General features: G+C 30.5%; 23 protein-coding genes. 20 read left to right on the top strand and 3 right to left on the bottom strand.

Annotated features, from left to right (window positions below; genetic code table 11):
• Nucleotides 1-59: 59 nt before the first annotated feature.
• Nucleotides 60-1,457, bottom strand: coding sequence for a membrane protein (locus tag DP68_RS18375; RefSeq protein WP_035311941.1), 1,398 nt, complete (start codon nt 1,455-1,457; stop codon nt 60-62).
• A 208-nt stretch (nt 1,458-1,665) separates the two neighbouring features.
• Between DP68_RS18375 and DP68_RS18370 the strand changes: the two genes are divergently transcribed.
• The 3 genes from DP68_RS18370 to nifJ all read left to right on the top strand — a co-directional run bounded on the left by DP68_RS18370 (nt 1,666) and on the right by nifJ (nt 6,974).
• Complete coding sequence (locus DP68_RS18370; protein ID WP_035311939.1) at nt 1,666-1,878, top strand: hypothetical protein; 213 nt, start codon at nt 1,666-1,668, stop codon at nt 1,876-1,878.
• Between the two features lie 374 nt (nt 1,879-2,252).
• On the top strand, nt 2,253-3,242 hold the full coding sequence (locus DP68_RS18365) for a pyridoxal-phosphate dependent enzyme (RefSeq protein ID WP_035311945.1): 990 nt from the start codon (nt 2,253-2,255) through the stop codon (nt 3,240-3,242).
• A 189-nt stretch (nt 3,243-3,431) separates the two neighbouring features.
• Nucleotides 3,432-6,974 (top strand): pyruvate:ferredoxin (flavodoxin) oxidoreductase, encoded by a 3,543-nt coding sequence (gene nifJ, locus DP68_RS18360; protein WP_035311937.1) that lies wholly within the window; start codon nt 3,432-3,434, stop codon nt 6,972-6,974.
• A gap of 55 nt (nt 6,975-7,029) precedes the next feature.
• On the opposite strand, the gene DP68_RS19370 is transcribed toward nifJ, so the two are convergent.
• Nucleotides 7,030-7,206: a DUF3787 domain-containing protein gene (locus DP68_RS19370; RefSeq protein ID WP_081957330.1), complete on the bottom strand. Its 177-nt coding sequence runs from the start codon at nt 7,204-7,206 to the stop codon at nt 7,030-7,032.
• A 282-nt stretch (nt 7,207-7,488) separates the two neighbouring features.
• Between DP68_RS19370 and DP68_RS18355 the strand changes: the two genes are divergently transcribed.
• From DP68_RS18355 to DP68_RS18305, 11 genes are all read left to right on the top strand, one after another.
• On the top strand, nt 7,489-9,552 hold the full coding sequence (locus DP68_RS18355; RefSeq protein ID WP_035311935.1) for a helix-turn-helix domain-containing protein: 2,064 nt from the start codon (nt 7,489-7,491) through the stop codon (nt 9,550-9,552).
• 372 nt (nt 9,553-9,924) lie between these two features.
• Nucleotides 9,925-11,358 carry an MATE family efflux transporter gene (locus DP68_RS18350; RefSeq protein ID WP_052085907.1) on the top strand — a complete coding sequence of 478 codons (1,434 nt, stop codon included), beginning with the start codon at nt 9,925-9,927 and terminating at the stop codon, nt 11,356-11,358.
• A 192-nt stretch (nt 11,359-11,550) separates the two neighbouring features.
• On the top strand, nt 11,551-12,183 hold the full coding sequence (locus DP68_RS19815) for a hypothetical protein (RefSeq protein WP_035311934.1): 633 nt from the start codon (nt 11,551-11,553) through the stop codon (nt 12,181-12,183).
• A gap of 105 nt (nt 12,184-12,288) precedes the next feature.
• On the top strand, nt 12,289-13,197 hold the full coding sequence (locus DP68_RS18340; RefSeq protein WP_035311933.1) for an ABC transporter ATP-binding protein: 909 nt from the start codon (nt 12,289-12,291) through the stop codon (nt 13,195-13,197).
• On the top strand, nt 13,190-13,984 hold the full coding sequence (locus DP68_RS18335; RefSeq protein ID WP_035311932.1) for an ABC transporter permease subunit: 795 nt from the start codon (nt 13,190-13,192) through the stop codon (nt 13,982-13,984). Before DP68_RS18340 ends, DP68_RS18335 begins: the two co-directional genes overlap by 8 nt.
• 32 nt (nt 13,985-14,016) lie before the next feature.
• Complete coding sequence (sigY, locus tag DP68_RS18330) at nt 14,017-14,553, top strand: RNA polymerase sigma factor SigY (RefSeq protein WP_035311931.1); 537 nt, start codon at nt 14,017-14,019, stop codon at nt 14,551-14,553.
• On the top strand, nt 14,546-14,929 hold the full coding sequence (locus DP68_RS18325) for a hypothetical protein (RefSeq protein WP_035311930.1): 384 nt from the start codon (nt 14,546-14,548) through the stop codon (nt 14,927-14,929). The genes sigY and DP68_RS18325 overlap by 8 nt, the downstream gene beginning before the upstream one ends.
• Nucleotides 14,926-15,132: a hypothetical protein gene (locus DP68_RS18320; RefSeq protein ID WP_035311929.1), complete on the top strand. Its 207-nt coding sequence runs from the start codon at nt 14,926-14,928 to the stop codon at nt 15,130-15,132. Before DP68_RS18325 ends, DP68_RS18320 begins: the two co-directional genes overlap by 4 nt.
• 106 nt (nt 15,133-15,238) lie before the next feature.
• The gene (locus DP68_RS18315; RefSeq protein WP_035311928.1) at nt 15,239-16,225 is read left to right on the top strand and encodes a sulfide/dihydroorotate dehydrogenase-like FAD/NAD-binding protein; all 987 of its coding nucleotides are present in this window, start codon (nt 15,239-15,241) and stop codon (nt 16,223-16,225) included.
• Nucleotides 16,222-17,499 (top strand): FAD-dependent oxidoreductase, encoded by a 1,278-nt coding sequence (locus DP68_RS18310; protein WP_035311927.1) that lies wholly within the window; start codon nt 16,222-16,224, stop codon nt 17,497-17,499. Before DP68_RS18315 ends, DP68_RS18310 begins: the two co-directional genes overlap by 4 nt.
• Nucleotides 17,500-17,759: 260 nt before the next feature.
• Nucleotides 17,760-17,942, top strand: a complete 183-nt coding sequence (locus DP68_RS18305) for an alpha/beta-type small acid-soluble spore protein (RefSeq protein WP_035311926.1) — start codon at nt 17,760-17,762, stop codon at nt 17,940-17,942.
• 91 nt (nt 17,943-18,033) lie between these two features.
• Here DP68_RS18305 and DP68_RS18300 read toward each other — a convergent pair whose 3' ends face one another.
• Entirely contained in the window at nt 18,034-18,240 is a 207-nt protein-coding gene (locus tag DP68_RS18300) for an alpha/beta-type small acid-soluble spore protein (protein ID WP_035311925.1), read from the bottom strand.
• A gap of 182 nt (nt 18,241-18,422) precedes the next feature.
• On the opposite strand from DP68_RS18300, the gene DP68_RS18295 reads away from it, so the two are divergent.
• The 6 genes from DP68_RS18295 (at nt 18,423) to DP68_RS18270 (ending at nt 25,765) form a co-directional block, all read left to right on the top strand.
• Nucleotides 18,423-19,538: an amidase domain-containing protein gene (locus DP68_RS18295; protein ID WP_035311924.1), complete on the top strand. Its 1,116-nt coding sequence runs from the start codon at nt 18,423-18,425 to the stop codon at nt 19,536-19,538.
• A 171-nt stretch (nt 19,539-19,709) separates the two neighbouring features.
• Nucleotides 19,710-20,408, top strand: coding sequence for a FadR/GntR family transcriptional regulator (locus tag DP68_RS18290; RefSeq protein WP_035311923.1), 699 nt, complete (start codon nt 19,710-19,712; stop codon nt 20,406-20,408).
• Nucleotides 20,409-20,963: 555 nt separating this feature from the next.
• A complete protein-coding gene (locus DP68_RS18285) occupies nt 20,964-21,752 on the top strand; it encodes an electron transfer flavoprotein subunit beta/FixA family protein (protein ID WP_035311922.1) in 789 nt (262 codons plus the stop codon).
• Nucleotides 21,753-21,778: 26 nt separating this feature from the next.
• Nucleotides 21,779-23,002, top strand: a complete 1,224-nt coding sequence (locus DP68_RS18280) for an electron transfer flavoprotein subunit alpha/FixB family protein (RefSeq protein WP_035311920.1) — start codon at nt 21,779-21,781, stop codon at nt 23,000-23,002.
• A gap of 46 nt (nt 23,003-23,048) precedes the next feature.
• Nucleotides 23,049-24,449, top strand: a complete 1,401-nt coding sequence (locus tag DP68_RS18275) for an FAD-linked oxidase C-terminal domain-containing protein (RefSeq protein WP_035311918.1) — start codon at nt 23,049-23,051, stop codon at nt 24,447-24,449.
• A gap of 137 nt (nt 24,450-24,586) precedes the next feature.
• Nucleotides 24,587-25,765, top strand: coding sequence for an acetyl-CoA C-acetyltransferase (locus DP68_RS18270; RefSeq protein WP_035311916.1), 1,179 nt, complete (start codon nt 24,587-24,589; stop codon nt 25,763-25,765).
• Nucleotides 25,766-25,789: the final 24 nt, after the last annotated feature.

The following is a 25,789-nucleotide window of genomic DNA, read 5'->3' as shown; positions in this document are numbered from 1 at the left end:
CCTAGTTCTTAGCTATTTTTTAATTAATAATTAAAAAACTTAGAGTTTTTAATTATAGCTTATAGAAGGAACATTGCAAATATTGTAGTAGCTATAAGACCTATGGCAACAGGTTTCAAATTTCTTCTTGCTAGCTCAAATGGATCTATTTTACATATTGCAGCAACAGGTAAGATTGCCCAAGGAATTATTGTTCCCCCACCAACCCATATTGCACCTAGCTGACCTAAGGCAGTTAAAGTAGCGGTGCTTTTACCTAACGCAATACCAAATATCTTAGCTACAGAACCAGCCAGAGATATTCCAGAGAATCCAGAACCATCAAGTCCAGTAATTATACCAACTGAAGTTAATGTTACAGCTCCAACAGGTGCATTGACGGGAACAGTATTTGCCAGTGCTAGTCCTAAATCATTTACTAAACCTGTTGAAGATTTTGGTAAAACCTCACCAAATATTTTTATAAATCCTGCGTCACCTAAATAAAAGAAAGCTGCTATAGGAATAACAGGACCAAATACTTTAAATCCAAATAATAAGCCTTCAACTATATAAGATATCATATGGGAGGAAGCATCTTTTTTAACTACATATATGGTAATTATAGTCATAACTACCAGCGCAGTACCACCTATCAATGCACTAGCATCGCCTCCCTGTAAATTGAGCTTATACATAAGATAAATATCAAGAGCAAACATAATGCTAACGAATACAGCAAATATCTTTTTAGTACTTGATGTTAACAATTTTTCAAATTCCATATCTTCTTTTTCTGTATGCTTGAAGTCTTCTTCTGTTAATACTAGGCTTCCATTCTTCATATCCCTTCTTAGAAATACAAAAGAGAGTATAGTTGTTAAAACACCCATAAATATTACAAGTGGAATGGATGCAGATATTACATCTCCAACTGGAATGCCGGCACCACCTGCAGTCAGCTTAGGGGCACCTTGTATTACAAAATCTCCAGAAAGTGCAACGCCATGACCAAAAATATTCATTGCTATTGCGGCTCCAATAGCAGGTAGCCCTGCTTTAACTGCGGCAGGAACAAGTATTGCTCCAATAAGAGCTACGGCAGGAGAAGGCCAAAAGAATAGGGATATTATCATCATAAATATACCTATTATCCAGTATGCTAATGTTGGTGTCTTCATTAGTTTTGTAAAAGGATAAGCCATAGCTTCGTTTATTCCTGTTTTTGTAAGTATTATTCCCATAGCTGTAATTGCGGCTATTACCAAAATTATATCAAGTAGCTGCCCTATAGCATATACAAAGCTGTTAAATACTCCTGTTATAGAAGATGCTAATGAACCTGTAGCTATAAAACCAAGAGCAAATATACCTGCAATACAAATTAAGGTAATATCTTTCTTTAGAATCATGAATAGAAATATTAAGAGAATTAAAATAAGATAGACGTAGTGAAGTGCACCTAATTGAACTATCATAAAAGCCTCCTATTATAATAAAACTACTAATAATTAAAAATATGATTTTAAACAGTGAATTGTGCATGTTTCACAGATATAAAGCATATATATATATTTTTTTTTATTTAGAAGATAAAGAACCTTTTTTAAAAAAAACCATATAGTGATATTAGAAATGCAAAAGAGGAAAAATGGATTACTTAAAGAGTAAAAGGAGGTGTAATTTATGATAGATATTCTAGGAGTAGTAGGTTTCTTTGGAACTTCAGTAATTACTGTAATAACAACAAGTGATGTTTTCCCAATAGCAAGAGGAGAAATAATACCAGCTCAAAGCTCAGCAACACTTTTAGCAATAAGATTAGTAGAACCTTATGATTGTTTTGGACCAGGAGCTACAGTTTACTTCGCAGGAAGCCAAATAGTAGCATTAGGATAACAAATCAAATTTAAGTGGATTTAGAGTCAAATGGCTCTAAATCCTTTAAATAAAATGCAGTTGTAGGTGGAGTTAATACGTTATATGGAAAAGTGGTAAAAGGCTTTGATAATACATTGATTTTAAAGGTTAGAGACATACTTACTCATGTAGATGGTGAATATATAGTGAGCTTTTTTAAAAGTATACTTAAAATATTTTTTAGCACAGAGAATGATAATTCTCTGTGCTTATTATTTTTCAAATAATAATTGTTAAAATATTTTGAAGGTTGTACAATGTTATTATATGGTTTCCATATTAATGGAAAATCACTGGTAAAATTTAGTATAGCAATATTAAAGAAAAATTTTAAACGAGGGGAGAAAAGTAAAATGAAATTCATATGTGCTAAATGTAATAAGGAATATCCATTAAATACACTTAAATATAAATGTGACTGTGGTGGATTGTTTAATATTAAAAAAGATATGGAAGAAAAAGTGAAAATAAATATATCCCTAGGAGAAGTAAAAACTCCAATTGTAAAAAGAAATATATATGGAATAGATATGTTTTTAAAAATGGATTATTTAATGCCGTCCGGGTCATTCAAGGACAGAGGAGCTATAACTTTAGTAAATAAAATAAAGGAAATGGGAATAGAAGAAATAGTGGAGGATTCATCAGGAAATGCAGGGGCAGCTATTGCAGCTTATGCAGCAGCTGCAGGAATAAAGTGTAATATCTATCTGCCTGAAAACACATCACAAGGGAAAATAAAGCAGATAGAGGCTTATGGTGCAAGTATAGTAAAGATTCCTGGGATGAGGGATGATACTTCAAGAGCTATAAAGATAGCAGCTGAAAAATATTATTATGCTTCTCATGTATATAATCCATTATTTTTTGAAGGAACTAAATCCATGGCATATGAAATATATGACGAAATAGGAATACCGGATTATTTGTTTGTACCAACAGGAAATGGTACTATGTTTTTAGGTGCTTATTATGGATTCAAGGAGATAGGGAAACTTCCAAGACTTATTGCAATACAAAGTGAAAATTGTGCACCTATTTATAATAAGTACAATAATTTAGAAGAGGTATGTCCAAAGGAAACTTTAGCAGAAGGAATTGCTATAGGTACACCTATGAGAATTGATGAGATTATAAAAGGAATAGAAGAAAGCAATGGAGATATTATAACCGTATCAGATAATGAAGTAAAAGAGGCAAAGAAAGTATTATCTCATATGGGAATATATGTAGAATATACTTCAGCAGCTACTTTAGCAGGAGTAAATAAATATTTTAAAGATAATATAAATAAGGATTTAAAAATAGTTGTACCACTTACTGGAACAGGATTAAAGAAATAATTTATTATGCTCAAAATATAAAGTTTAATTTTTAAAAAATACAAAATAGCAAAACCCCGTGAACATTTTTAAAGTTGTTCATGGGGTTTTGTTATATAAAATAGAAGTCTTTTATAATACATAAAATACAATTATTAGTCTAATAATACTTATGTAAAACTTATATTTACTATTAAGGAGGAAAAAGAAATGGCAAAGACTAAAACAATGGATGGAAACCAAGCAGCGGCTTATGCATCCTATGCGTTTACAGAAGTTGCTGCAGTATATCCAATTACTCCATCAACTCCTATGGCAGAAGGTGTTGATGAATGGTCTGCAGAAGGTAAAAAAAATATATTTGGCCAACAAGTTAGGGTTGTTGAAATGGAATCTGAGGCAGGTGCATCAGGTTCGGTTCATGGGTCCCTTGCAGCAGGAGCTTTAACTACTACATATACAGCATCCCAAGGGCTTTTACTTATGATACCTAATCTTTACAAAATAGCAGGAGAGTTGTTACCTGGAGTATTCCATGTAAGTGCAAGAGCAATAGCAACTCATGCACTATCCATATTTGGAGATCATCAAGACGTAATGGCTTGTAGGCAAACAGGCGTTGTAATGCTTGCGTCTTCAAATGTTCAAGAATCAATGGATTTAGGATTTGTTTCTCACTTAGCAGCAATAAAATCAAGCTTACCTTTCATGCATTTTTTTGATGGATTTAGAACATCTCATGAATATCAAAAGATCGAAGTGATAGATTATGAAGATATAGCTAAAATTGTAGATTACAATGCAATTAATGAGTTTAGAAATAGATCATTAAATCCTCAGCGACCTAGTTTAAGAGGAACTGCTGAAAATCCTGATATATATTTCCAAGGTAGAGAAGTTTCAAATAAATTCTATCAAGCAGTGCCAGATATAGTAGAAAACTATATGCAGGAAATAAAGAAGATAACTGGCAGAGAATATCATCCATTTGATTATTATGGAGCAAAGGATGCAAAATATGTTATAGTGGCAATGGGCTCAGTATGTGATACTATAGAAGAAACTGTAGATTATTTAATAGATAAGGGAGAAAAGGTAGGAGCAATAAAAGTACACTTATATAGACCATTTTGCGAAAATTATTTCCTAAAAGTTCTGCCAGAAACAGTAGAAAAAATAGCTGTTCTAGATAGAACAAAGGAGCCAGGAGCTACAGCTGAACCACTATACTTAGATGTTTCAAATGTATTTTATTCAAAGGATAAAAAACCTGTGGTGGTTGGAGGAAGATATGGATTAGGATCAAAGGATACTAGACCATCACAAATAATTTCAGTATTTAATAACTTAAAAGAAAATAACCCTAAGGATCATTTTACTATTGGAATAAATGATGATATAACAAACACATCCCTTCCAGAAGTAAGTGCAATAGATACTACTCCAGAAGGGACTATAAGCTGCAAATTCTGGGGACTTGGTTCTGACGGAACTGTTGGAGCAAACAAGAGTGCAGTTAAGATTATAGGAGATAAGACCAATTTATATGCTCAAGCATATTTTTCATATGATAGTAAAAAATCAGGAGGAACCACCGTATCTCACTTGAGATTTGGAAAGAAGCCTATTAAATCTCCATACTTAGTATATAATTCCGATTATGTTGCATGTCATAATAAATCATTTATATACAATTATGATTTATTAAAGGGCTTAAAAAAGGGTGGAGTTTTTGTACTAAATTGTGCATGGAAAGCAGAAGAATTAGATGAAAAGCTACCAAGCTACTTGAAGAGATATGTGGCTGAAAATAATATTGATTTCTATACAATTGATGCAATAGGCATTGCCAGAAGTATAGGACTTGGCGGAAGAATTAATATGATAATGCAAGCTGCATTCTTTAAGCTAGCAAATGTAATACCAGTAGAAGATGCTGTAAAATATCTTAAAGAGTCTATTCAAAAACTTTACGGTAAAAAAGGTGAGAAAATTGTTACAATGAATCAAGCAGCAGTAGACGAAGGAATTAAAGGACTTACAAAAGTAGCTGTACCAGATTCATGGAAGAACATAGAAATAAAACAACAAACAGCCAATGAAAAGGATGTACCTGAATTTGTTAAAAATATTCAAATTCCTATGGCAAGACAAGAGGGTGATGAGCTACCAGTAAGTGCTTTTGTTGGGATGGAAGATGGTTCATTCCCACTTGGAACTACTGCTTATGAAAAGAGAGGAATAGCAGTAATGGTTCCAGAATGGCAAATTGACAAATGTATACAATGTAACCAATGCTCATATATATGTCCTCATGCTACAGTAAGACCATTCCTACTTACTGAGGATGATTTAAAGGAAGCACCAGATACCTTTAAGGCAAAGAAAGCAATAGGAAAAGGATTAGAAAATTATCAATATAGAATTCAAGTTGCACCACTAGATTGTACTGGATGTGGAAACTGTGCAGATATATGTCCAGCACCAGGTAAAGCTTTAATAATGAAACCAGCAGAACAGGAAATTGAAATGGAAGAAACTAATTGGGAATTTGCTGCTTCATTATATGAAAAGTCAAATATACAAGAAAAAGAAGATTTAATGGATGCTTACACAGTAAAAGGCAGTCAGTTTAAAAAGCCATTACTAGAATTTAACGGAGCATGTCCAGGATGCGGAGAAACACCTTATGTTAGACTTATAACCCAGTTATATGGTGATAGAATGATGATTGCCAACGCTACAGGGTGTTCATCAATTTGGGGTGGAAGTGCACCTTCAGTACCATACACAACCAATCATAAGGGTTATGGACCAGCTTGGGGAAATTCATTATTTGAAGATAATGCTGAATATGGATTTGGAATGTATTTAGGAATTAAACATATAAGAGAAAGAATAGCTGAGCTTATGCAAGAAGCTATAACACAAGATATAGGAGGAAATCTAAAAAAATATTTTGAAGAATGGCTTCAATACATGAATAATGGTGAAAAATCAAAAGAAATTTCTGAAAGCATAATAAAAGAACTTAAGATTTGTAATTTAGCTGAAAATAAAATTTTAAAAGAAATTGCTGAAAAACAAGATTACTTAATTAAAAAGTCTCAATGGATAATAGGAGGAGATGGTTGGGCTTATGATATAGGTTACAACGGAGTTGATCACGTATTATCTACTGGAGAAGATATAAATGTTTTAGTTTTAGATACAGAAGTTTACTCAAATACTGGAGGACAAATGTCAAAAGCTTCACGCCCTGGTGCTGTAGCAAAGCTTGCAGCTGCAGGTAAGGAAACAAGAAAGAAAGACTTAGGATTAATGGCAATGACCTATGGGAATGTATATGTAGCTCAAATATCTATGGGTGCTAACATGAATCAAACATTAAAAGTAATAAAAGAAGCAGAAGAATATGACGGACCATCCTTAATTATAGCTTATGCTCCATGTATAAACCATGGAATAAAGACTGGTATGGGAAGCAGTATAGCAGAAGAAAAGAAAGCAGTGACATCGGGATATTGGCACTTATATAGATATAATCCAATGCTTAAAGAAGAGGGCAAAAATCCATTTATGTTAGAATCTAAAGAGCCAGAAGAATCATACCAAGACTTTATAAAGGGAGAAATAAGATATACATCACTTATGAATATATTCCCAGATAAAGCAGAAAAACTTTTTGCAGATTCTGAAAAACAAGCAAAAGAAAAATATAAATTGTACAAAAAATTATCAGAAATACTTTAAATTAAATAAAAGAGGATGCCTTAATAAAACAAGGCATCCTTTTTTAAAATATATTTTATTTTTGATTTGAATCTACCCATTCCTTAGCATTAAATACTTCAGTATCACTTGGTACTGATACTTGAGATACAGGTTTTAGATATTCTATATTAGCCCAAGCAGCAGTATCGTGTTGTTCAATAGGTGTTTTCTTAGAATTAGCATTAACTTTTATACTATCTGTTTTGTTCATAATATCACTCCTATTCGATATAATATATTTTCAAGTCTATTATTAGCAATAGCATAAAAGGTTATACAAATATAATGAAAGTGATGATTGTATAGTTATGGTAGCTTTTTCTTAAAGGATTTGTATACATAATAAATATTATGTAAATTTAAAAACTGTAAACTAAATATTTTAAAATATAACTAACAACAAAGGGAAAATATAAGCAAAATAAGATATAATATAAATATAAATCTTAATAAATATTAAATTAACTTGAAAAATAAGGAGAGAAATATATTAATGAGAAGAGAATATATTGAATATTTACCTGAACTACCTTTAAAGGTATCTAAAGTAAATATTGAAGAATATCCTATACATTGGCATGATTCTATAGAGATATTGTTTGTACTTAAGGGTAAGATAAAGGTTTCTATAGAATCTGGGGCCTATGAAGTAGAAGAGGGAGAAATTGAGATTATAAATTGTGATGAATCCCATAGTATAAAAAGTGAAGCATATAATGAAGTTTTAATGTTTAAAATAGATCCTAACTTTTTTGAAAAGTATATAAATGATATAAGAAATATTGCATTTTATACAAATTCGTCAGATGAAGGAGCACAAGAAGAAGAAAAGTATCATGAATTAAGAAAGTACTTATCTATAATTATTTGCGAGGTTATACAAAAACAGGATAAATATGAGGACTTTATTGAAGATACACTAGTTGAGCTGTTATACCATCTTATTAATAATTTTCATCAGTTGATTTATGAAAAGGAAGACTTAAAAGAAAATGAAGAGCAGTTTGAAAGATATGATAGAATAGTAAGATATATATATAATAACTATAAAAACAAGATAAGTCTTCAAGATATAGCAAAGAAGGAGTTTTTAAGTTCCTATTACTTATCACATGAAATAAAGAATACAGTAGGATATGGCTTTAAAGACTTTTTAAATTTAACAAGAGTAGAGGAATCTGTAAAGCTGCTTTTGGATACAGATAAGAGTATTTCTGAAGTATCTGAAGAACTAGGATTTTCCCATATAAGATACTTTAATAAACATTTTAAAAGACATTATAAATGTACACCTATGCAGTACAGAAAAAAGCATAAAGTAAACGATGATGTTTTAGATTCTATGAAAAAATATGAAGTATTGGATGTGAAAAACGCATTAGAATATCTTAGTATTTATCTTGAAGACTATGATAGGTTTAACTATGAAAATAGAATAATAAAGTTGAATATAGATGCATCTATAGATGGTGAAGAATTTAATCATACTTTTAGTGAGATAATAAGTGTTGGAAAGGCAAAAGAGCTTTTTAAAGAAAGGCAACGACAATTTTTAATAAATATACAAAAAGATATACAATTCAAATATGCAATGATATTTGAGCTTTTTACCGAAGACGCAGGAGTACTTTTAAATAATAAGAACTTTTTTAATTGGTATCAAGTAAAAAAAATCATAGAATTTCTACTATCTATTAATTTAAGACCTTTCATTATAATAGATGGAAGTTTAAAAGATGATTTTCTTATAAATCTTTTAGATAGCTTTATATCTTACTTCAGAGATGAACTGGGAGATTATGAACTTTCTAAATGGAAGGTATTTATAAAAAGGAGCCTAAATGAAGAATATGAAGTCAAAATCAGAGAACTTATAGGGAACTATTTTGAACTAGTTGACTATGACATAAAAGAACCTATAAATAATATGACTTATGATACTTGCTATATGATACCTTATATAATACATAACTCCATAACAGGAAATAATGTGTATTTTAAGGCTTTTGATAGCATAAGTCCTACAGAGGAAATTTCTAATGAACTTTTCTTTGGAGACAATGGACTTATAACTCAAGATGGAATCAAAAAACCTTCCTACTATGCTTATTATTTTCTTTCACGTATGGGGGATTATATAATACACAATGGGGAAGGATGTATAGTAACTAAAAAGGGAGAAGATATTCAAATTCTTCTTCATAGTTATGGAGAAGATATTGATAAGCTTATAGGAGTCGAAAGTATATTGAAAAGAAGAGGAATTAAGAGGACAGCAGAAAGAAAATTTTCGCTTAACATAATAAACCTTTATCATGATTATACTTTAACTGAATACGAAATAAATGAAAAAGTAGGATCTGCATATGACTATTGGGTTAGCTTAGGCAAACCTAGTCGTATAAATGACGATGAAAGAGATGTAATGGATAATGCATCTTTTCCTAAAATATCTTTAAGATTTGCGAAAAAAAGTGCAATATATAATTTAGTACCCAAGGTACAAGGGTATGGAGCTATACTAATAATGCTCAAAAAAGTACAAAAGCATCTTTAATAAGATGCTTTTTGTGTTTATTTGGGCAAAACGAGAAAAGCCTAAGTAAGCAAAATAGTACTTAGTATTAAGCATTTAAGTGAATGTAAATAAACAAAAATTACAATATAATATATATATAAGCGTGATTATAATAAATAAAAAAGAAAAAAGTACTTAAAAGTACTTAAATAAAAAATAAAAATAAGCGTGTTAATTTAAATTACAAAAAGATTATACAATATAAAAATATGCATTTCAATAAAAAACGAAATTATTTTTATAGAAATTTTACATTGTATTAACAATAACGAAGGGTCGTGGGAATTTATTAAAATCTCAAAGACAATTAAATAATAATTTATAAACGAAAAGGAAAAGAAGGTGGAAATTATGGCAATTAATACAAAAGCTATTTCAAAAGAAACCAATGCTTTTGCGTTAGAAAATGTAAATAAAGTTCTTATAAAGTTCGCCATACCAGCCATAATATCCTTATTCGTTGCAGAGCTTTACAATATAGTGGATACTCTATTTGTGGGTAGAGCTATAGGAGCCGAAGCTATAGGAGCTTTAAGTATAGCGTTCCCAGTACAGCGTTTTATGATTTCTCTAGGACTTCTAATTGCGGTAGGAGCATCTACTGCAGTAGCAAGAAGTTTAGGGGAAGGTAATAAGGATAAATTGAAGTATATATTAGGAAATGCATTAACATTAATGTTAATCATTATTACATTTCTTACAATCTTTATATATTTATTTATGGATTCTATATTAATTAAACTTGGTACTACGAGTAATATTTTTCCTTATGCTAAGGATTATATAAGTATAGTAATTTTTGGTGGAATATTTCAATGTTTCACAGTTATTATAGGGTATATGCTTACATCGCTAGGAAACGCAAGAGCAAATCTTATAGCCACATCAATAGGAGCTTTATGCAATGTTATATTGGATATTATGCTAGTTATGGTATTTCCTCTAGGAATAAAGGGAGCAGCTATAGCAACAGTCATCTCCCAAGTAATATCAGCAATTTATGCATATTATAATTTTTCAAAGATTAAACAAGAATATAATATTTCTATGAATTTCAATTTAAATAAAGATATCATAGTAACAATAGTTGCAGTAGGATTTTCAACATTTATAATAGAAATATCTGATGCAGTAGTTTCAGTAATTTTAAATAATACACTTTCAGATTATGGTGATACAGCTATAATTGTGACAGGAGTTATATCTAAGGTATCTATGTTTATGTATATAACTATGCTCGGAATAACATCTGCAATGCAACCTATAGTAGCTTTTAACTATGGTGCAAAAAATTATGAAAGAGTAAAAGAAGTAGTAAGAAGAGCTTCTAAAATAGCACATATAACAACTTTAGTAATGTGGGCAATTATGATGATATTTGCAAGTGAAATAATAAGTGGTTTTGTAAAGGAACAGGATATTTTAAAGAATGCCGTAGGAGCATTTAGAATAATGATATCTATATTTCCAATTGTAGGAGTTTATTTTACAGCAATTTATTATTATCAAGCTATTGAAGAGTCAAAAGTTTCTCTAGTATTATCTATTTTTAGACAGCTATTAATATTCATACCTGTGGTACTCGTATGTGTAAGAATGTTTGGAGTACTTGGAGTATGGCTTTCCTATCCTATATCAGATATGATTTCAGCAATCACAGGGTATATATATATGCAAAAGGGTATGAAGGCGTTAGATGAAATAGAAGAGCAGAAGGAAGTATCTTATGCAGCTGGTATTTATGGTAAAAACTTTAATAGAATAAGAAGTGTAGAAGCAAAATAGTTAAAATCCTAAGCTTAATATTTATATGAGCTTAGGATTTTATTTATAGTAAATTTAACTAATAAAGCATTGAAATTTAAAAATATTGTACATTATTGTAATTTAAACTTTTTTAGCATAATAAAATTAAATAAGCACAAAATATAGTATGTTAATCATATAAAGTATAATAAAAGGCTTGGGGGGATATGCATGTTCTTTACTATAGAAGCCTATAAAGAGTTAACTCAAGAATGTATGGGCTACAGGTTAAATAAGGACGGTAATTGGTATCCACAAAAGTGTTTTGGTAAATGCAATACTGAACTTGATATGATATTTAAAAAGCATGAAGAAGCAAAAGGCTGGATAAAAGAACATGAAATAGTTATAAATAAATCCAATATAGATACAACTCTATCTAACTTCATTAATACTAAAGAAGTATATATTTGTGAAGTGATGGCTCATAGATTAACAAAACCTGAGCATCAATTTACAAAACAAGAATTAGTAGACGTGATATTGGGCGGGAATGATAGATATAACAACTCCTTAATTATCGATTTTAACGGTTATCCTAAATTAGTTAGGTGGATTAATAATGACGATATAAGGTACACTCAAAATTATGCAGTAAGGTACGAGACATTTGCAGCAGATAAGGGCGAAGTGGGTGCTTCAAGCAATCTTTATTATATTGATCAAATATATGTAAGTTTACTAGAGGCCTGGCTTGAACATTTAAAGACGGGACGAAGTATTTATACAGATTACGCAGAAAACAAATTAAGTAGTGATGAAATACTTAATACTGTAAGTAAACTTCATATAGCTCTTTTTTAATATGGATTTAAATATAGTCAGGGAAATTTGTATAGAAATTTCTCTGATTTTTATTTATGAACTTTTTGAGAGTATTTACGTTTAATTTATGAAGGAGTGATAACCATGGATGGAATAGAGGTTCAACATTTAACTAAAAGTTATGATGGTAAATATAACGCTTTAAATGATATAAGCTTTGTTTTGCCTGAAGGGAGAATAATGGGTTTTTTAGGCCCGAATGGTTCAGGGAAGACAACAACTGTAAGGATTTTAAATGGGATACTTAAACCAAATTTCGGGGATGCAAGAATACTTGGTTTGGATATACTTAAGGAAACTTTAGAGATACATAAGATATGTGGAGTTATGACTGAAAGTGCTGCTTGTTATGAAAATCTAACTGCTTTAGAAAATCTAATGTTTTTTGGAAGTATGTATGGAATAAGTGAAAGCATACTCAAAGAAAGAAGTATAAAGCTTTTGAAGAGATTGGAACTTTATGAGCATAGTAGTAAAAAGATTAAAGAATATAGTACGGGTATGAAAAAGAGGGTTTCACTTGCTATAGCTCTTATACATGAGCCTAAGGTTTTATTCTTAGATGAACCAACCTCAGGATTAGATCCTGAAAATGCATTAAATGTTACAAAGCTTATTAAGGAATTATCTGAGGAAAATAAAGTGACGGTGCTATTATGCACTCACCAATTAAAGTATGCAGAAGAGATTTGTAATTTTTATGGGTTTGTAAGTAATGGAAAGATGTTAGGATATGGTACATTTGAAGATTTAACTAAAAGGTTTAATTATAAAAATAATATTATAATTAAAGGAAAGGATATCCAAGAGGAACTGGGAATAAAACAGATAGATACTGGAATTTATAAAAAAGAAGTAAGTTTTGATGAAGAGATTTCACAGGTACTTTATAATATTTTAAATAAGGGTGGGAAAGTATATGAAGTTCAAAGGGAAAGGGTTAACTTAGAAGAGTTATATTTTAATTATGTTAGGAGTGAAAAAAATGAATAAGCTTTGCAGAAGTATTATTCAAAAGGATTTAAATGAAATAACTAGCTCTAAACAAATATTTCTACCTATGATTATAGTTCCCTTAGTATTTGCTATAATAATACCAATTGTAATGCTTATATCCATAAATTTTTCATCTAAGGGAATAGGTCAAATAAATGGATTAGAAAGTATGATGAAAAAGTTACCTAATGAATATATTAACTTTTCTATACCTGAATTAGTATTGAAGACAGGAGTAAATTACTTTTTCCCAAGTTTATTCTTAATAATTCCAATAATGTCATCTAATATAATAGGAGCGAGCAGTTTTGTAGGGGAAAAAGAGCATAAAACTATGGAAACTCTATTATATACACCTATTTCAATAGAAAAGATATTTATTTCAAAGGTTATAGGGGTGTTTATATTATCATTTATAATTACATTAATTTCATTTGTTATATTTGGTATTATGATAAATATAGGTGGAGTAATTTATTTGGGAGAAATAATATTTCCCAATGTGAAATGGATAATTTTAATTATATATGTTGTGCCAGCTTTAACAGTGCTAGGGTTAAGTTTTACAGTTCTTGTTTCTGCAAAATCTAAAACCTTTCAAGAAGCTCAGCAGCAAAGCGGATTAATAGTTGTACCTATAATATTGTTATTTGTGGGGCAAATGACAGGAGTATTTTTGCTTAACAATACCCTTCTTATACTTCTGGGAACTATTATATTTATTATAGATTATATTTTAATTAAAGTAATGTCAAAAAGATTTGTACCAGAAAATTTAATTTAATTATCAACATGAATTAAGTAGGTGAAAACACCATGCAAGAAAAGGAATTATTAAAGAATGCAAAAGATGGAGATAAAAATGCTTTAACTATTTTGATTAATGATAACTATCAAATACTTACAGGATATGCAATAAAACTTATAGGTAATGAGGAGCTTGCAAAGGATATTGTGCAAGAGACTTTGCTCAAAGCTATTATAAACTTAGAAAAATTTAAACCTCAAGCAAAATTTTCAACATGGCTTATAACTATAGCTACTAATTTATATAAGGATTATTTAAGAAAAAATAAAGAAATGCTGCCTTTAAATGAGGAATTAATATTTGAAGGAAAAAGTGTAGATATGAAAGTTATAGATAATGTGCAGATGAAAGAAGTATTTAAAATTTTAAATGAACTTTCTTATGAAAAAAGAACCGTGTTTATACTTAAGCATTATTATAATTATAAATATGACGAAATAGCTCAAATAGTGAAATGCCCTGTAGGAACTGTACGCTCCAGACTTCACTCTGCAGTTAATTCTATAATAGTAAAGATGAAGGAAAGTGGGATTAAAAATGAATAAAGATTTCAATCAAAATATAGATGATTTTTATAATGAAGAAGCTAGCTCTTATGTTGAATTTCAGAAAGATGATGTTTATATGAATAGTTTGGAAAGTATGAAGGAATACATGGATAGTATAGAGGATATAAATCATTTGGATTTTTCTTTAGAGTCCATAATTAATCAAGCCATAGAAAAAAGAGAAAATAAAATAACTAAGAAGGAAAGTATATATTTCTTAATTTTATCTACTGTAATAATGACTATGTTAGCTATAATTACAATGAATGTGAGCATTAATTTTATAATATACTTACAAATGTTTATGATTCTGATAGCGCCTTTTATTATAATTCCTATAGCTTTAACTAAGGCAAGGGGGGATAACCTATGATATATATCAAAACGCATTTATTAGTGCTAATTATAGTAATACCTATACTTATTATTCAAGGATTTTGGATGTTTAAGGATGCTAAAAAAAGAGGAGAAAAATACTATTGGCTTTGGGGAATTTTTGGACTATTAAACACCCCTGGAAACCTTATAATATACTTAATAATTACAAGGATCATATTCGACAAATTTAAGTCTTAGAAAAGAAGGGAAAAATCCCTTCTTTTATTTTATAAATTTTAGTAACAAAAACTTATAAAATAGATAAATTAATAGTGAGGCCTATTAATTTTAGGAGGGTATGTGGGTGAACTATGAAGTAAGAGACTGTATTGATGCAGGTACAGAATATTGTCCTTGTCATTTGGCAGAAAGTGGAGAATGTATATTATGTTCTCAGTTAAGAGGAAAGACATTTTGTGACTGCATTAACTGGAAAGGTGTATGTATATATCAAGAATTTGCATGGAATGGTAATAAAGCTAAGGAAGGAAGAAAAGAAATAGAATGTACATTATTAGATAAAAGAGTTATATATAAGGATTTAGTTGAGTTTACCTTAGATGTAAGTCATAAAATGGCTAAAGATTTAAGTGCTCCAGGAACCTTTGTAATGCTCCGAAATCCTCAAAATGAGCATTTCTTTTCAACACCCATATCTATTATGGAATCCAACACTGAAGAAAATAAGATAAAAGTTGTGGTAGAGGTAAAGGGAGTAAAAAGTAAGGCTTTAAATGACACCAAGGAGGGGGAAAAGCTACTTTTAAAGGGGCCATTTTTTAATGGTGTATTAGGGCTTAAAAATTTATCCAAATTAAAAGATGGAACTGCCATAATAGTAGCAAGGGGAATAGGGCAGGCTCCAATTATACCAATTCTCAAAAAACTTTATACTTCAGCTAATAAGGTATACGTTATATTAGATAGCAATCCTTATGAAGGTGTATTTATTGAAGAGTACTTAAATTTTTACAATGCTAAGCTTATACAGTGCAATGTTATAAATGAAAATGGTCAATTAACATCGGAGTTTAAAAATATAATTTTAGATATTATAAAAAATGAAAATGTAGGACTTGTTCATTCATCAGCAGCAGATATTGTGAATTATAATATAGTAAATTTGATTGGAGAATCAATAGATTTTTCTTGCTGTAATAATGCAAAGATGTGTTGTGGAGAAGGAGTATGTGGAAGTTGCAGTACCAAAAATAAGTATTTTAATATCGAAAGGTCATGTAAACTTCAAATAGATCCTAGAAATATTTTGGAGGGTAGAAAATTATTATGAAGGTTATAATAATTGGCGGTGGTTGGTCAGGATGTGCAGCTGCTATTACTGCTAGAAAAGCAGGAGCAGAAGTAGAGTTATATGAAAAGACAGATATGCTTGTAGGCCTTGGTAATGTTGGCGGTATAATGAGAAATAATGGAAGATATACAGCGGCTGAAGAATTGATAAATCTGGGAGCAGGAGACCTAATAAACATAACAGATAGAAATGCAACACATAAAAATATAACATTCCCAGGGCATGGTCATGCATGGCTTTATGATGTAAATAAAATCGAGCCTGAAGTTAGAGCATTTTTAAAAAGCATAGGAGTAAAGATTCATTTAATCTCCAGAGTAGTAGATGTAGAAAAAGAAAAGAATAAAATATTAGGAATATATCTTGCAGATGGAAGTTATGTAAAGGGCGATGTATTTATAGAAACTACAGGTTCTACAGGACCTATGGGCAATTGCTTAAGATATGGTAATGGATGTTCTATGTGTATATTGAGATGTCCTGCCTTTGGACCTAGAGTAAGTTTAAGCTCTAGAGCAGGAGTTGAAGATTTACAAGGAGAAAGAGAAGAAGATGTATACGGAGCATTTAGTGGTTCTTGTAAACTTTGCAAAGAAAGTATATCACCTGAGCTTTTAAAAGAAATAGAAGAAAAAGGTGCAGTAGTTCTTCAGGTACCACCAGAAGATATAAATATGGATAAATTAAAGCTAAAGGTTTGTCAACAATATGCTTTAAAGGAATTTGCAGAAAATATAATACTTTTAGATACAGGTCACATTAAACTTATGACTCCTTTTTATCCACTAGAAAAGCTAAGAAAAATAAAAGGATTAGAATATGCAAGATTTATGGATCCTTATGCAGGTGGAAAAGGAAACTCTATAAGGTACCTTTCTGTAGCTCCAAGGACCGACGATATGAAAGTTAAAGGTATAGATAATCTATTTTGTGCAGGCGAAAAGAGTGGATTATTTGTAGGTCATACTGAAGCTATGTGTACAGGAAGTCTCGCAGGTCACAACGCAGTTAGATATCTTTTAGGAATGCCTCTTTTGATACTTCCTAAGTCTACAGCTATAGGAGATATTATATCCTATGCAAATTGTAAACTACTTACTAAGGAAGGAAGAAGAAATAGATATACATTAGCTGGAGCAGAATACTTTAAAAGGATGCAGGAAATAGGACTTTACAGCATAGATAATGAGGAAATAAAAAAGAGGATAGAAAAACTAAGTCTAAGTGGAGTTTTAGCACAAAAACTTATATAGATATAACAAATTAATATAATTCTCATTTAAATTAAATGCCTATAATAATTAAAAAGTTTAATTATTATAGGCATATTTTGTTTTATTAAACATTTTCTGAATTTCTACATATTTATGGATACTTATGATACTTTATTAGTTTAACAGATAACATTCACATAAGTTTCCTAGGATAAATCCTATGGGACAGTACAAACTACTAGTAACAATAAAATAAATCATAAATATATATGATAATGTAAAAAGAAAGAGGCGTGATTATGATACATAATACAATGTCAGTTTTAGAAACTAAAGCTGGAATACAAAAATCTAAGAAGGAAATAGAGTCTTCATTTACAATGGGAGATTATAATGATGTAGATACAGGAAATTTAACTTCGAGACAGAACGGAGAAATGGTTAAAAAAATGGTTGAAGTTTATGAGCAAAGTTTAAAATAGAGTATAAAATATGAAATTACAGAAAGAAATCACAAAAAGAGAAAGTATCTATGCTTTCTCTTTTTAATACTACATTATTTTACTATATTCATTATTTATCTATTAAATTTTTCTCAAATGCCTCTACCATCTTTTTAGTCATTAATCCACCTATAGGTCCGCCTATATATCCATTTAATTTTGAAGTATTGTTACCTTTATATGCATCGTTCAATTCTACTCCAAATTCATTTGCAAATTCTGTTTTAAGTTTATCTAGTGCTTCTTTTGCCTCAGGTACTAAAGGTCTTTTACTCATTTGTAACACCTCCGATTCAATATTAGTTTGATACTTTTATATAAAGATATACGTAGTAAATTATTCTTATAAGGTGCGGTGTGATAAACTCTTATACATTTATGGTTTGTATTTCCACTTTAAAATATAAGCTTATGTGAAATACTATATAGTGAGATTACAAGCGAAAAGGAGAATACATTATGAATTTTTCTCGATGTAATATAAATAGAAATATTTCAATAAAGTTATCTTTTCTAATAGCTTTATTTTTATTAATATATTTATGTGAGTTTAATAAAGTTAATGCTTCTAATAACTATTCAAACGAAGAGGTAAAAAAAGTTATAGAGCAAATTTTTCAAGATAGAAATAAGGCTATAATAAGTAAAGACTTTGAACTCATAGAATCTATTTATGATACCAATACTAAGTATGGTACTTGGGCATATGAACATGAAAAAAAGAAAATTAAGTATATTGAAAATTGGAGTATAAAACAAGGGGTAAAATTTATGGATATAAACCCTAAAGTTGTGATTAGAAGGATCAACGGAGATGGAACTAATTTTTCTATTAATGTATTATGCTCAACAGAATATAAATATATATATGAAGATCAGCCAGATATAATAAATACATCAAAAATTGGAACCTATCATTATATAAAGCTTGCAAATAGAGATGGCATTTGGATAATTACTAAGGAATGGTATACAGATCCTTTTGCTGATTCGCTTAATCTAGAGAATTTAAAAGGTGATTCAATAAAGCAATATATATCAAGTCAAGGTTCTAGAGATTTTTCAACTTTAAATGAACGAAGGTTAAAGGCAGTACATTATGCAAATCAGTATTGTGGGGCTGCTAGCGAAGAACAATATGAATTTAAATACAATAAGAAATATAGAGATTATAATCCTCAAGGAGGAGATTGTGCAAATTTTGCATCGCAAATCTTATTTGAAGGCGGAGGATTTAGAAAAAATTCTGCTTGGAATTATGATAGAAGTGGTGCAACTAGAGCATGGCTCAATGCTGATGGATTTAAAGCATATATGTTAAACAGCGGAAGAGCTTCAGTAATTGCCTATGGAAATTATGACAAAGTATATAAAGCTTCGTATAAACTTTTACCAGGAGATTTTGTGGCATATGAAAAAAAGGGAGATATTACACATATTTCTGTAGTTACAGGAGCCGATTCCAAGGGATATAGTTTAGTAACTTGCCATAATACAGATAGAAATAAAGTTCCATGGGATCTTGGGTGGAGTGATAAAAAAATAAAGTTTTGGCTTGTACGAGTTCATTATTAAACTTATATGATAAGTATTATAAATAGTACCCTTATAGAATTTAAGGGTACTATTTATAATGGGATAAATTTGCAAATATTGACCAGCTGGTTTAAAAACTCTATAATAAAATATAATAATAAAAAAATAGAACATTAATTTAGCGCATAAGATGAGAGGGGATACGGAGCAATGTTTACTCCTATTAAAAATACAAAGGTTTACGAACAAGTAATTGAACAAATAGAAGGCATGATAACTAATGGGATTTTAAAAAAAGGCGATAGATTACCTTCAGAGAGAGAATTAGTCGAGCAGTTAGGTATTAGCAGAGCCTCTATAAGAGAAGCTTTGAGGTCTCTTGAAATTATTGGACTTATTGAATCAAAGCAAGGGGAAGGAAATTTTATAAGGCAAAACTTTGATAACACATTATTTGAGCCTCTATCAATTATGTTCATGCTTAATGATTGCAAAGTAGAGGAGATATTTGAGCTTAGAAAAGTTATTGAAATAGAAACAGCAGCTCTTGCCGCAAAGAAAATAACCACTGAAGAAATAAATGAATTACAAATGCTAGTAGATAATATGAAGACTTCTGAAGATGAGGATGAAAGAGTTAAAGATGATGCTAAATTTCATTATACTATTGCCAAAGCTTCAGGGAATTTTTTGATATTAAGTATATTGAACACAGTTTCATCGCTTATGGATTCTTTTATAAAAGATGCAAGAAAAAATATAATAAATAATCAACTTAAAGATAGTATTGATAATGAACATGAAGAAGTATTAAATGCACTTAAAGAGCATAATCCTCATAAGGCTTCTACATCAATGAGAAAGCATATGGACCTTATAAATAAGAATTTAATAAAGTTTAATAAATAATATTATATAGGTATTAGTTAAGAACCCAAATAGGATTTTATCTTACTTGGGTTCTTAATTTATTGTTTTAATTTGTTAAAACTGTAACAATTATTAGTAAAATTACATTAATTACAAAAAAATATTATTTTTTTTCATTCTATATAATAAGAAAACTTGGTAATATAGTGAAAATAAAAGAAAAAAATCCATGTTAATAAAATAACTATTGTGGAAATAGTTATAAAATTATGATAATATAAGGTCACAGGAAAGATGGTCATACCAGTGAAAAGGATTTTAACTTGGAAGGATAAAAAATGAATATGTAAGTATATTAACATTAAGCTTTTATTCATTTTAAGTGTGCTAGGAACTTTTCTAATACGCAGCGACACTTATGGAAACGTTTTATTTGACTGACTTCAAGTAGAAGCATTAAATTTACTTAATATGAATCTATATTAGATTACGACAGTAATAGGTACATTATAAAAAATAAGAATAGTTAATATGTTGTCATAATGGTCAGACGACTTACCGTATACTAATTTAATATGAAATGGGGGAACAATTATGAAAATTTTGGTTTGTATTAAACAAGTACCAGGAACAAATAAAGTTGAAGTAGATCCAGTTACAGGAGTGTTAAAAAGAGACGGTGTAGAATCAAAGATGAATCCATATGATTTATATGCATTAGAATCTGCCCTTAGAATAAGAGGAGATATGGGTGGAGAAGTAAATGTAATAACTATGGGACCACCTCAATCAGAGGAAATTATAAAAGAAGCATTTATGATGGGGGCAGATGAAGGAACATTACTATCAGATAGAAAATTTGCAGGAGCGGATGTACTTGCTACTTCATATACGCTATCTCAAGGGGTAAAAATGACAGGAAATCCTGACCTTATAATTTGTGGTAAACAAACAACTGATGGAGATACAGCACAGGTAGGAGCAGAAATGGCTGAATATCTAGGAATTCCTCATGTTTCTAATGTAAGAAAAATTGTTGAAATAAATGATAGAACTATAACTGTGGAAATGGATATGGCAGAAACAGTTGAAATTCAGGAAATTAAATTCCCATGCCTTATAACTGTTGAAAAGGATATATATACACCAAGATTGCCATCTTATAAAAGAAAACTAGAAACTAAAAATAAAAAAGCTAAAGTTTTTAGTTTAAAAGATTTTGATGATAAAAATGAAAAGAACTATGGGTTAAATGGATCGGCAACTCAGGTTGAAAGAATTTTCCCACCTGCGGTTAATACTGATAAAGAAATGTGGCAGGGAGATGGAGAAGAACTCACACACAAATTGTTTGATAAGTTAAGAGAACTTAAATTTGTATAAATTTTATTAAAAAGGGAGGAATATTAATGTCTAAATTAATTATTAATGAAAGTAAGTTAAATAAAGAAAATATAAATGAATTAATAGAAGTTTGTCCTTTTAATGCTATATCAGAAATAAATGGTAAATTGGAAATTTCAGCTGCATGTAAAATGTGTAAGTTATGCGTAAAAAAAGGACCAGCAGGAGTAATAGAATTTGTAGAAGAAGAAGTGGCAAAAGTGGACAAAGATTTATGGAAGGGAATAGCAGTATATGTTGACCATATAGAAGGAAATATTCATCCTGTAACTTATGAGTTAATAGGAAAGGGTAGAGAGCTTGCTTCAAAAATCAATCATCCAGTTTATGCGCTATTTATTGGTCACAATATAAAGGATAAAGCTGAAAAATTATTACACTATGGTGTTGATGAGGTTTTTGTATATGATTATGAAGAGTTAAAAGACTTTAGAATAGAACCCTATACAGCTGCTTTTCAAGACTTCATAAATAAAGTTAAGCCATCTTCAGTGCTTGTTGGAGCTACAACTGTAGGAAGATCCTTAGCGCCAAGGATTGCAGCAAGATTTAAAACAGGACTTACTGCAGATTGCACAATACTTGATATGAAGGAAAACACAGATTTAGTTCAAATAAGACCAGCATTTGGTGGAAATATAATGGCTCAAATTATTACAAGCAATAATAGACCACAATTTGCTACTGTTAGGTATAAGATTTTCTCAGCTCCAGAGGTAACTGAAGAAACTAAGGGCAAAATTATATTATGCAAAATGCCAAAGGAAATGTTTAATTCAAATATAAAAGTTCTAAAAATTACTAAAAAGGCAAAGGAAATTAGCATATCAGATGCTGAAGTAATTGTAGCAGCAGGTAGAGGAGTTAAATCAGAAAAAGATATGAATCTAATAAGAGAATTGGCAGATGTACTAGATGCACAAATAGCAGGAACTAGGCCCCTTGTAGAAGCTGGATGGATAGATGCAAAGAGGCAAATAGGACTTAGTGGAAGAACTGTTAAACCTAAATTAATAATAACTGCTGGAATTCAAGGCTCAGTACAATTTGTAGCAGGTATGAATAATTCAGAAACAATAATTGCTATAAACAATGATCCTAATGCTTCAATATTTAATGCTGCTCACTACGGAATCGTTGGAGATATCTATGAAATAATTCCTCAACTTATTGAAAGAATTAAGTGCGGTAAAGGACTTGAAGAAGTAGCCGTTTCATTAAATAAATAATAACTTTCAAATTACAAGATTAGCTAATATATCGGAGGGGATAAATATGAATCAATATAAAAAGATAGATAATAAAGATATCGAATTTTTAAAAAATGTGGTTGGAGAAGACAAGGTTTTGCATGGAAGCGATATAAATGAAGATTATAGCCATGATGAGTTAGGTGGAGTGAGTAATTATCCAGATGTGCTAGTAAAAGTTCATAATACTGAAGAGATTTCAAGAATAATGAAGTATGCCTATGAAAATACAATTCCTGTTGTTGCTAGGGGATCAGGAACAGGGCTTGTAGGAGCTTCGGTACCATTACACGGTGGAATTATGATGGAAACGACAGAAATGAATAATATATTAGAGCTTGATGAAGAAAACTTAACTTTAACCTTAGAACCAGGAGTTCTTTTGATGGAAATAGGAAAGTACGTTGAAGAACATGAACTTTTTTACCCACCAGATCCAGGTGAAAAAAGTGCTACAATTGGTGGAAATATAAGTACCAACGCTGGTGGAATGAGAGCTGTTAAGTATGGAGTTACAAGAGATTATGTTCGCGGACTTGAAGTAGTTCTGCCTAATGGAGAAGTAGTAGAACTTGGTGGAAAGGTTGTTAAAAATAGTTCAGGATATAGTTTAAAGGACTTAATAGTTGGATCAGAAGGAACACTTGGTATAGTAACAAAGGCAATTTTAAGATTACTTCCACTACCCAAAAAATCAGTAAGTTTACTTATACCTTTCAAAGATATAGACACTGCTATTGAAATGGTACCTAAGATTATAAAATCAAAAGCAGTACCAACTGCAATAGAGTTTATGCAAAGAGAAGTTATAGTTTCAGCAGAAGAATTTCTAGGTAAAAAATTCCCTGATAATTCATCAGATGCATACCTTTTGCTAACTTTTGATGGAAATAGTTTAGGACAAGTTGAAGGTGACTATGAAATAGTTGCAGATCTTTGCTTAAAAGAAGGCGCATTAGATGTATTTATAGTTGATACAGATGAAAGAAAAGATTCTGTATGGTCAGCTAGAGGGGCATTCCTTGAAGCAATTAAAGCATCAACTACAGAAATGGATGAATGTGATGTTGTTGTACCAAGAAATCAAGTTGCAAGCTTTATTAAATATACTCATGAATTAGAAGAGGAATATAACATTAGAATACCAAGTTTTGGTCATGCAGGAGATGGGAATTTACACGTTTATATTTGCAAAGATGATTTAAATGAAGAAGAATGGGAATTCAAATTAAGTAAGGTGTTTGAATTAATGTATAAAAAATCAGAAGAATTAAGAGGGCTTGTATCTGGAGAACATGGAATTGGATATGCAAAGAGAGAATATATGTTTCACCAATATGGAGAACATTATATGTCAATAATGAGAGGAATTAAATCAGCCTTTGATCCTAAAAATATATTAAATCCAGGTAAGGTTTGCCAATAATAAATATATGCTATAAAAACTAGTGGTTTATAATCACTAGTTTTTATTTTGTATAATTTTTTATTACATTGTTTATAGTATATAAGTGTAAAGAATTCAAATTAAAGATTAATAAAAATAGAGGAGGCCTAGTTTACATGAGAGAAGTAGTTATTGTAGGCGCAGCTAGAACACCTATAGGTAGTTTTGGAGGAAGTTTATCTAAACTATCAGCAATTGATATAGGAGTTATTGCTGCAAAAGAAGCAATGAAGAGAGCAGGAATTAAACCAGATATGGTTGATGAAGTGCTTGTTGGAAATATCTTATCCGCAGGATTAGGACAAAATCCAGCAAGACAAGTTGCTATCCATGCCGGCATACCAGATACAACTCCAGCTATGACAATAAATAAATTATGTGGTTCAGGACTGAGAACTGTTAGTATGGCTACCCAATTTATTAAGCTTGGAGATGCAGATGTAATACTAGCTGGTGGTACTGAAAGTATGAGTAATGCCCCATATCTTCTTACTAGAGCAAGATGGGGATATAAAATGGGAGATGCTAAAGTTGTTGATAGCTTAATTACTGATGCATTATCTGATGCATTTCATAATATACATATGGGAATTACAGCTGAAAATATTGCAGAGCAGTGGAAACTTTCAAGAGAAGAGCAAGATAAATTTTCTCATGAAAGTCAGGTTAAAGCCACAAAGGCTATAAGTGAAGGAAGATTTAAAGATGAAATAGTGCCTGTCGAAATTTTTCAAAAAAAGGGAGATCCTATTATAGTTGATACGGATGAATATCCAAAGGCAGATACAACTGTAGAAAAACTTGGAAGGCTTAAACCTGCATTTAAACAAGATGGAACAGTAACAGCTGGTAATGCTTCAGGCATAAATGATGGAGCTGCAATGCTGGTACTTATGGCGAAAGAAAAGGCAGAGGAGTTAGGAATAAAGCCACTTGCAACTATTAAATCCTATGCCTCAGCAGCGCTAGATCCAAGGATAATGGGCTACGGACCTGTACCAGCAACTAGAAAGGCACTTGAAAGAGCAGGATTAACTGTAGATGATATAGATTTAGTTGAAGCAAACGAAGCTTTTGCAGCTCAATCACTATCTGTAGTTAGAGATTTAGGATTTAATCCACAAATTGTTAATGTTAATGGTGGTGCTATAGCTTTAGGGCACCCTGTAGGAGCATCAGGAGCAAGAATACTTGTTACTTTAATCTATGAGATGATGAAAAGAGACGCAAAAACAGGTCTTGCAACACTTTGTATAGGTGGAGGTCAAGGCACTGCTGTTATAATTGAAAGATAGAAAATAATAAAATAATAAATGCAT

It is taken from the genome of Clostridium sp. HMP27, assembly GCF_000765165.1.
GTDB lineage: Bacteria > Bacillota > Clostridia > Clostridiales > Clostridiaceae > Clostridium_AK.
This window is presented reverse-complemented; position numbering and strand designations above follow the sequence as displayed.

Coding starts and splice junctions, on each gene's coding strand:
- DP68_RS18375 (WP_035311941.1), bottom strand. CDS start 1,457: ATGATAGTTCAATTAGGTGCACTTCACTACGTCTATCTTATTTTAATT.
- DP68_RS18370 (WP_035311939.1), top strand. CDS start 1,666: ATGATAGATATTCTAGGAGTAGTAGGTTTCTTTGGAACTTCAGTAATT.
- DP68_RS18365 (WP_035311945.1), top strand. CDS start 2,253: ATGAAATTCATATGTGCTAAATGTAATAAGGAATATCCATTAAATACA.
- nifJ (WP_035311937.1), top strand. CDS start 3,432: ATGGCAAAGACTAAAACAATGGATGGAAACCAAGCAGCGGCTTATGCA.
- DP68_RS19370 (WP_081957330.1), bottom strand. CDS start 7,206: ATGAACAAAACAGATAGTATAAAAGTTAATGCTAATTCTAAGAAAACA.
- DP68_RS18355 (WP_035311935.1), top strand. CDS start 7,489: ATGAGAAGAGAATATATTGAATATTTACCTGAACTACCTTTAAAGGTA.
- DP68_RS18350 (WP_052085907.1), top strand. CDS start 9,925: ATGGCAATTAATACAAAAGCTATTTCAAAAGAAACCAATGCTTTTGCG.
- DP68_RS19815 (WP_035311934.1), top strand. CDS start 11,551: ATGTTCTTTACTATAGAAGCCTATAAAGAGTTAACTCAAGAATGTATG.
- DP68_RS18340 (WP_035311933.1), top strand. CDS start 12,289: ATGGATGGAATAGAGGTTCAACATTTAACTAAAAGTTATGATGGTAAA.
- DP68_RS18335 (WP_035311932.1), top strand. CDS start 13,190: ATGAATAAGCTTTGCAGAAGTATTATTCAAAAGGATTTAAATGAAATA.
- sigY (WP_035311931.1), top strand. CDS start 14,017: ATGCAAGAAAAGGAATTATTAAAGAATGCAAAAGATGGAGATAAAAAT.
- DP68_RS18325 (WP_035311930.1), top strand. CDS start 14,546: ATGAATAAAGATTTCAATCAAAATATAGATGATTTTTATAATGAAGAA.
- DP68_RS18320 (WP_035311929.1), top strand. CDS start 14,926: ATGATATATATCAAAACGCATTTATTAGTGCTAATTATAGTAATACCT.
- DP68_RS18310 (WP_035311927.1), top strand. CDS start 16,222: ATGAAGGTTATAATAATTGGCGGTGGTTGGTCAGGATGTGCAGCTGCT.
- DP68_RS18305 (WP_035311926.1), top strand. CDS start 17,760: ATGATACATAATACAATGTCAGTTTTAGAAACTAAAGCTGGAATACAA.
- DP68_RS18300 (WP_035311925.1), bottom strand. CDS start 18,240: ATGAGTAAAAGACCTTTAGTACCTGAGGCAAAAGAAGCACTAGATAAA.
- DP68_RS18295 (WP_035311924.1), top strand. CDS start 18,423: ATGAATTTTTCTCGATGTAATATAAATAGAAATATTTCAATAAAGTTA.
- DP68_RS18290 (WP_035311923.1), top strand. CDS start 19,710: ATGTTTACTCCTATTAAAAATACAAAGGTTTACGAACAAGTAATTGAA.
- DP68_RS18285 (WP_035311922.1), top strand. CDS start 20,964: ATGAAAATTTTGGTTTGTATTAAACAAGTACCAGGAACAAATAAAGTT.
- DP68_RS18280 (WP_035311920.1), top strand. CDS start 21,779: ATGTCTAAATTAATTATTAATGAAAGTAAGTTAAATAAAGAAAATATA.
- DP68_RS18275 (WP_035311918.1), top strand. CDS start 23,049: ATGAATCAATATAAAAAGATAGATAATAAAGATATCGAATTTTTAAAA.
- DP68_RS18270 (WP_035311916.1), top strand. CDS start 24,587: ATGAGAGAAGTAGTTATTGTAGGCGCAGCTAGAACACCTATAGGTAGT.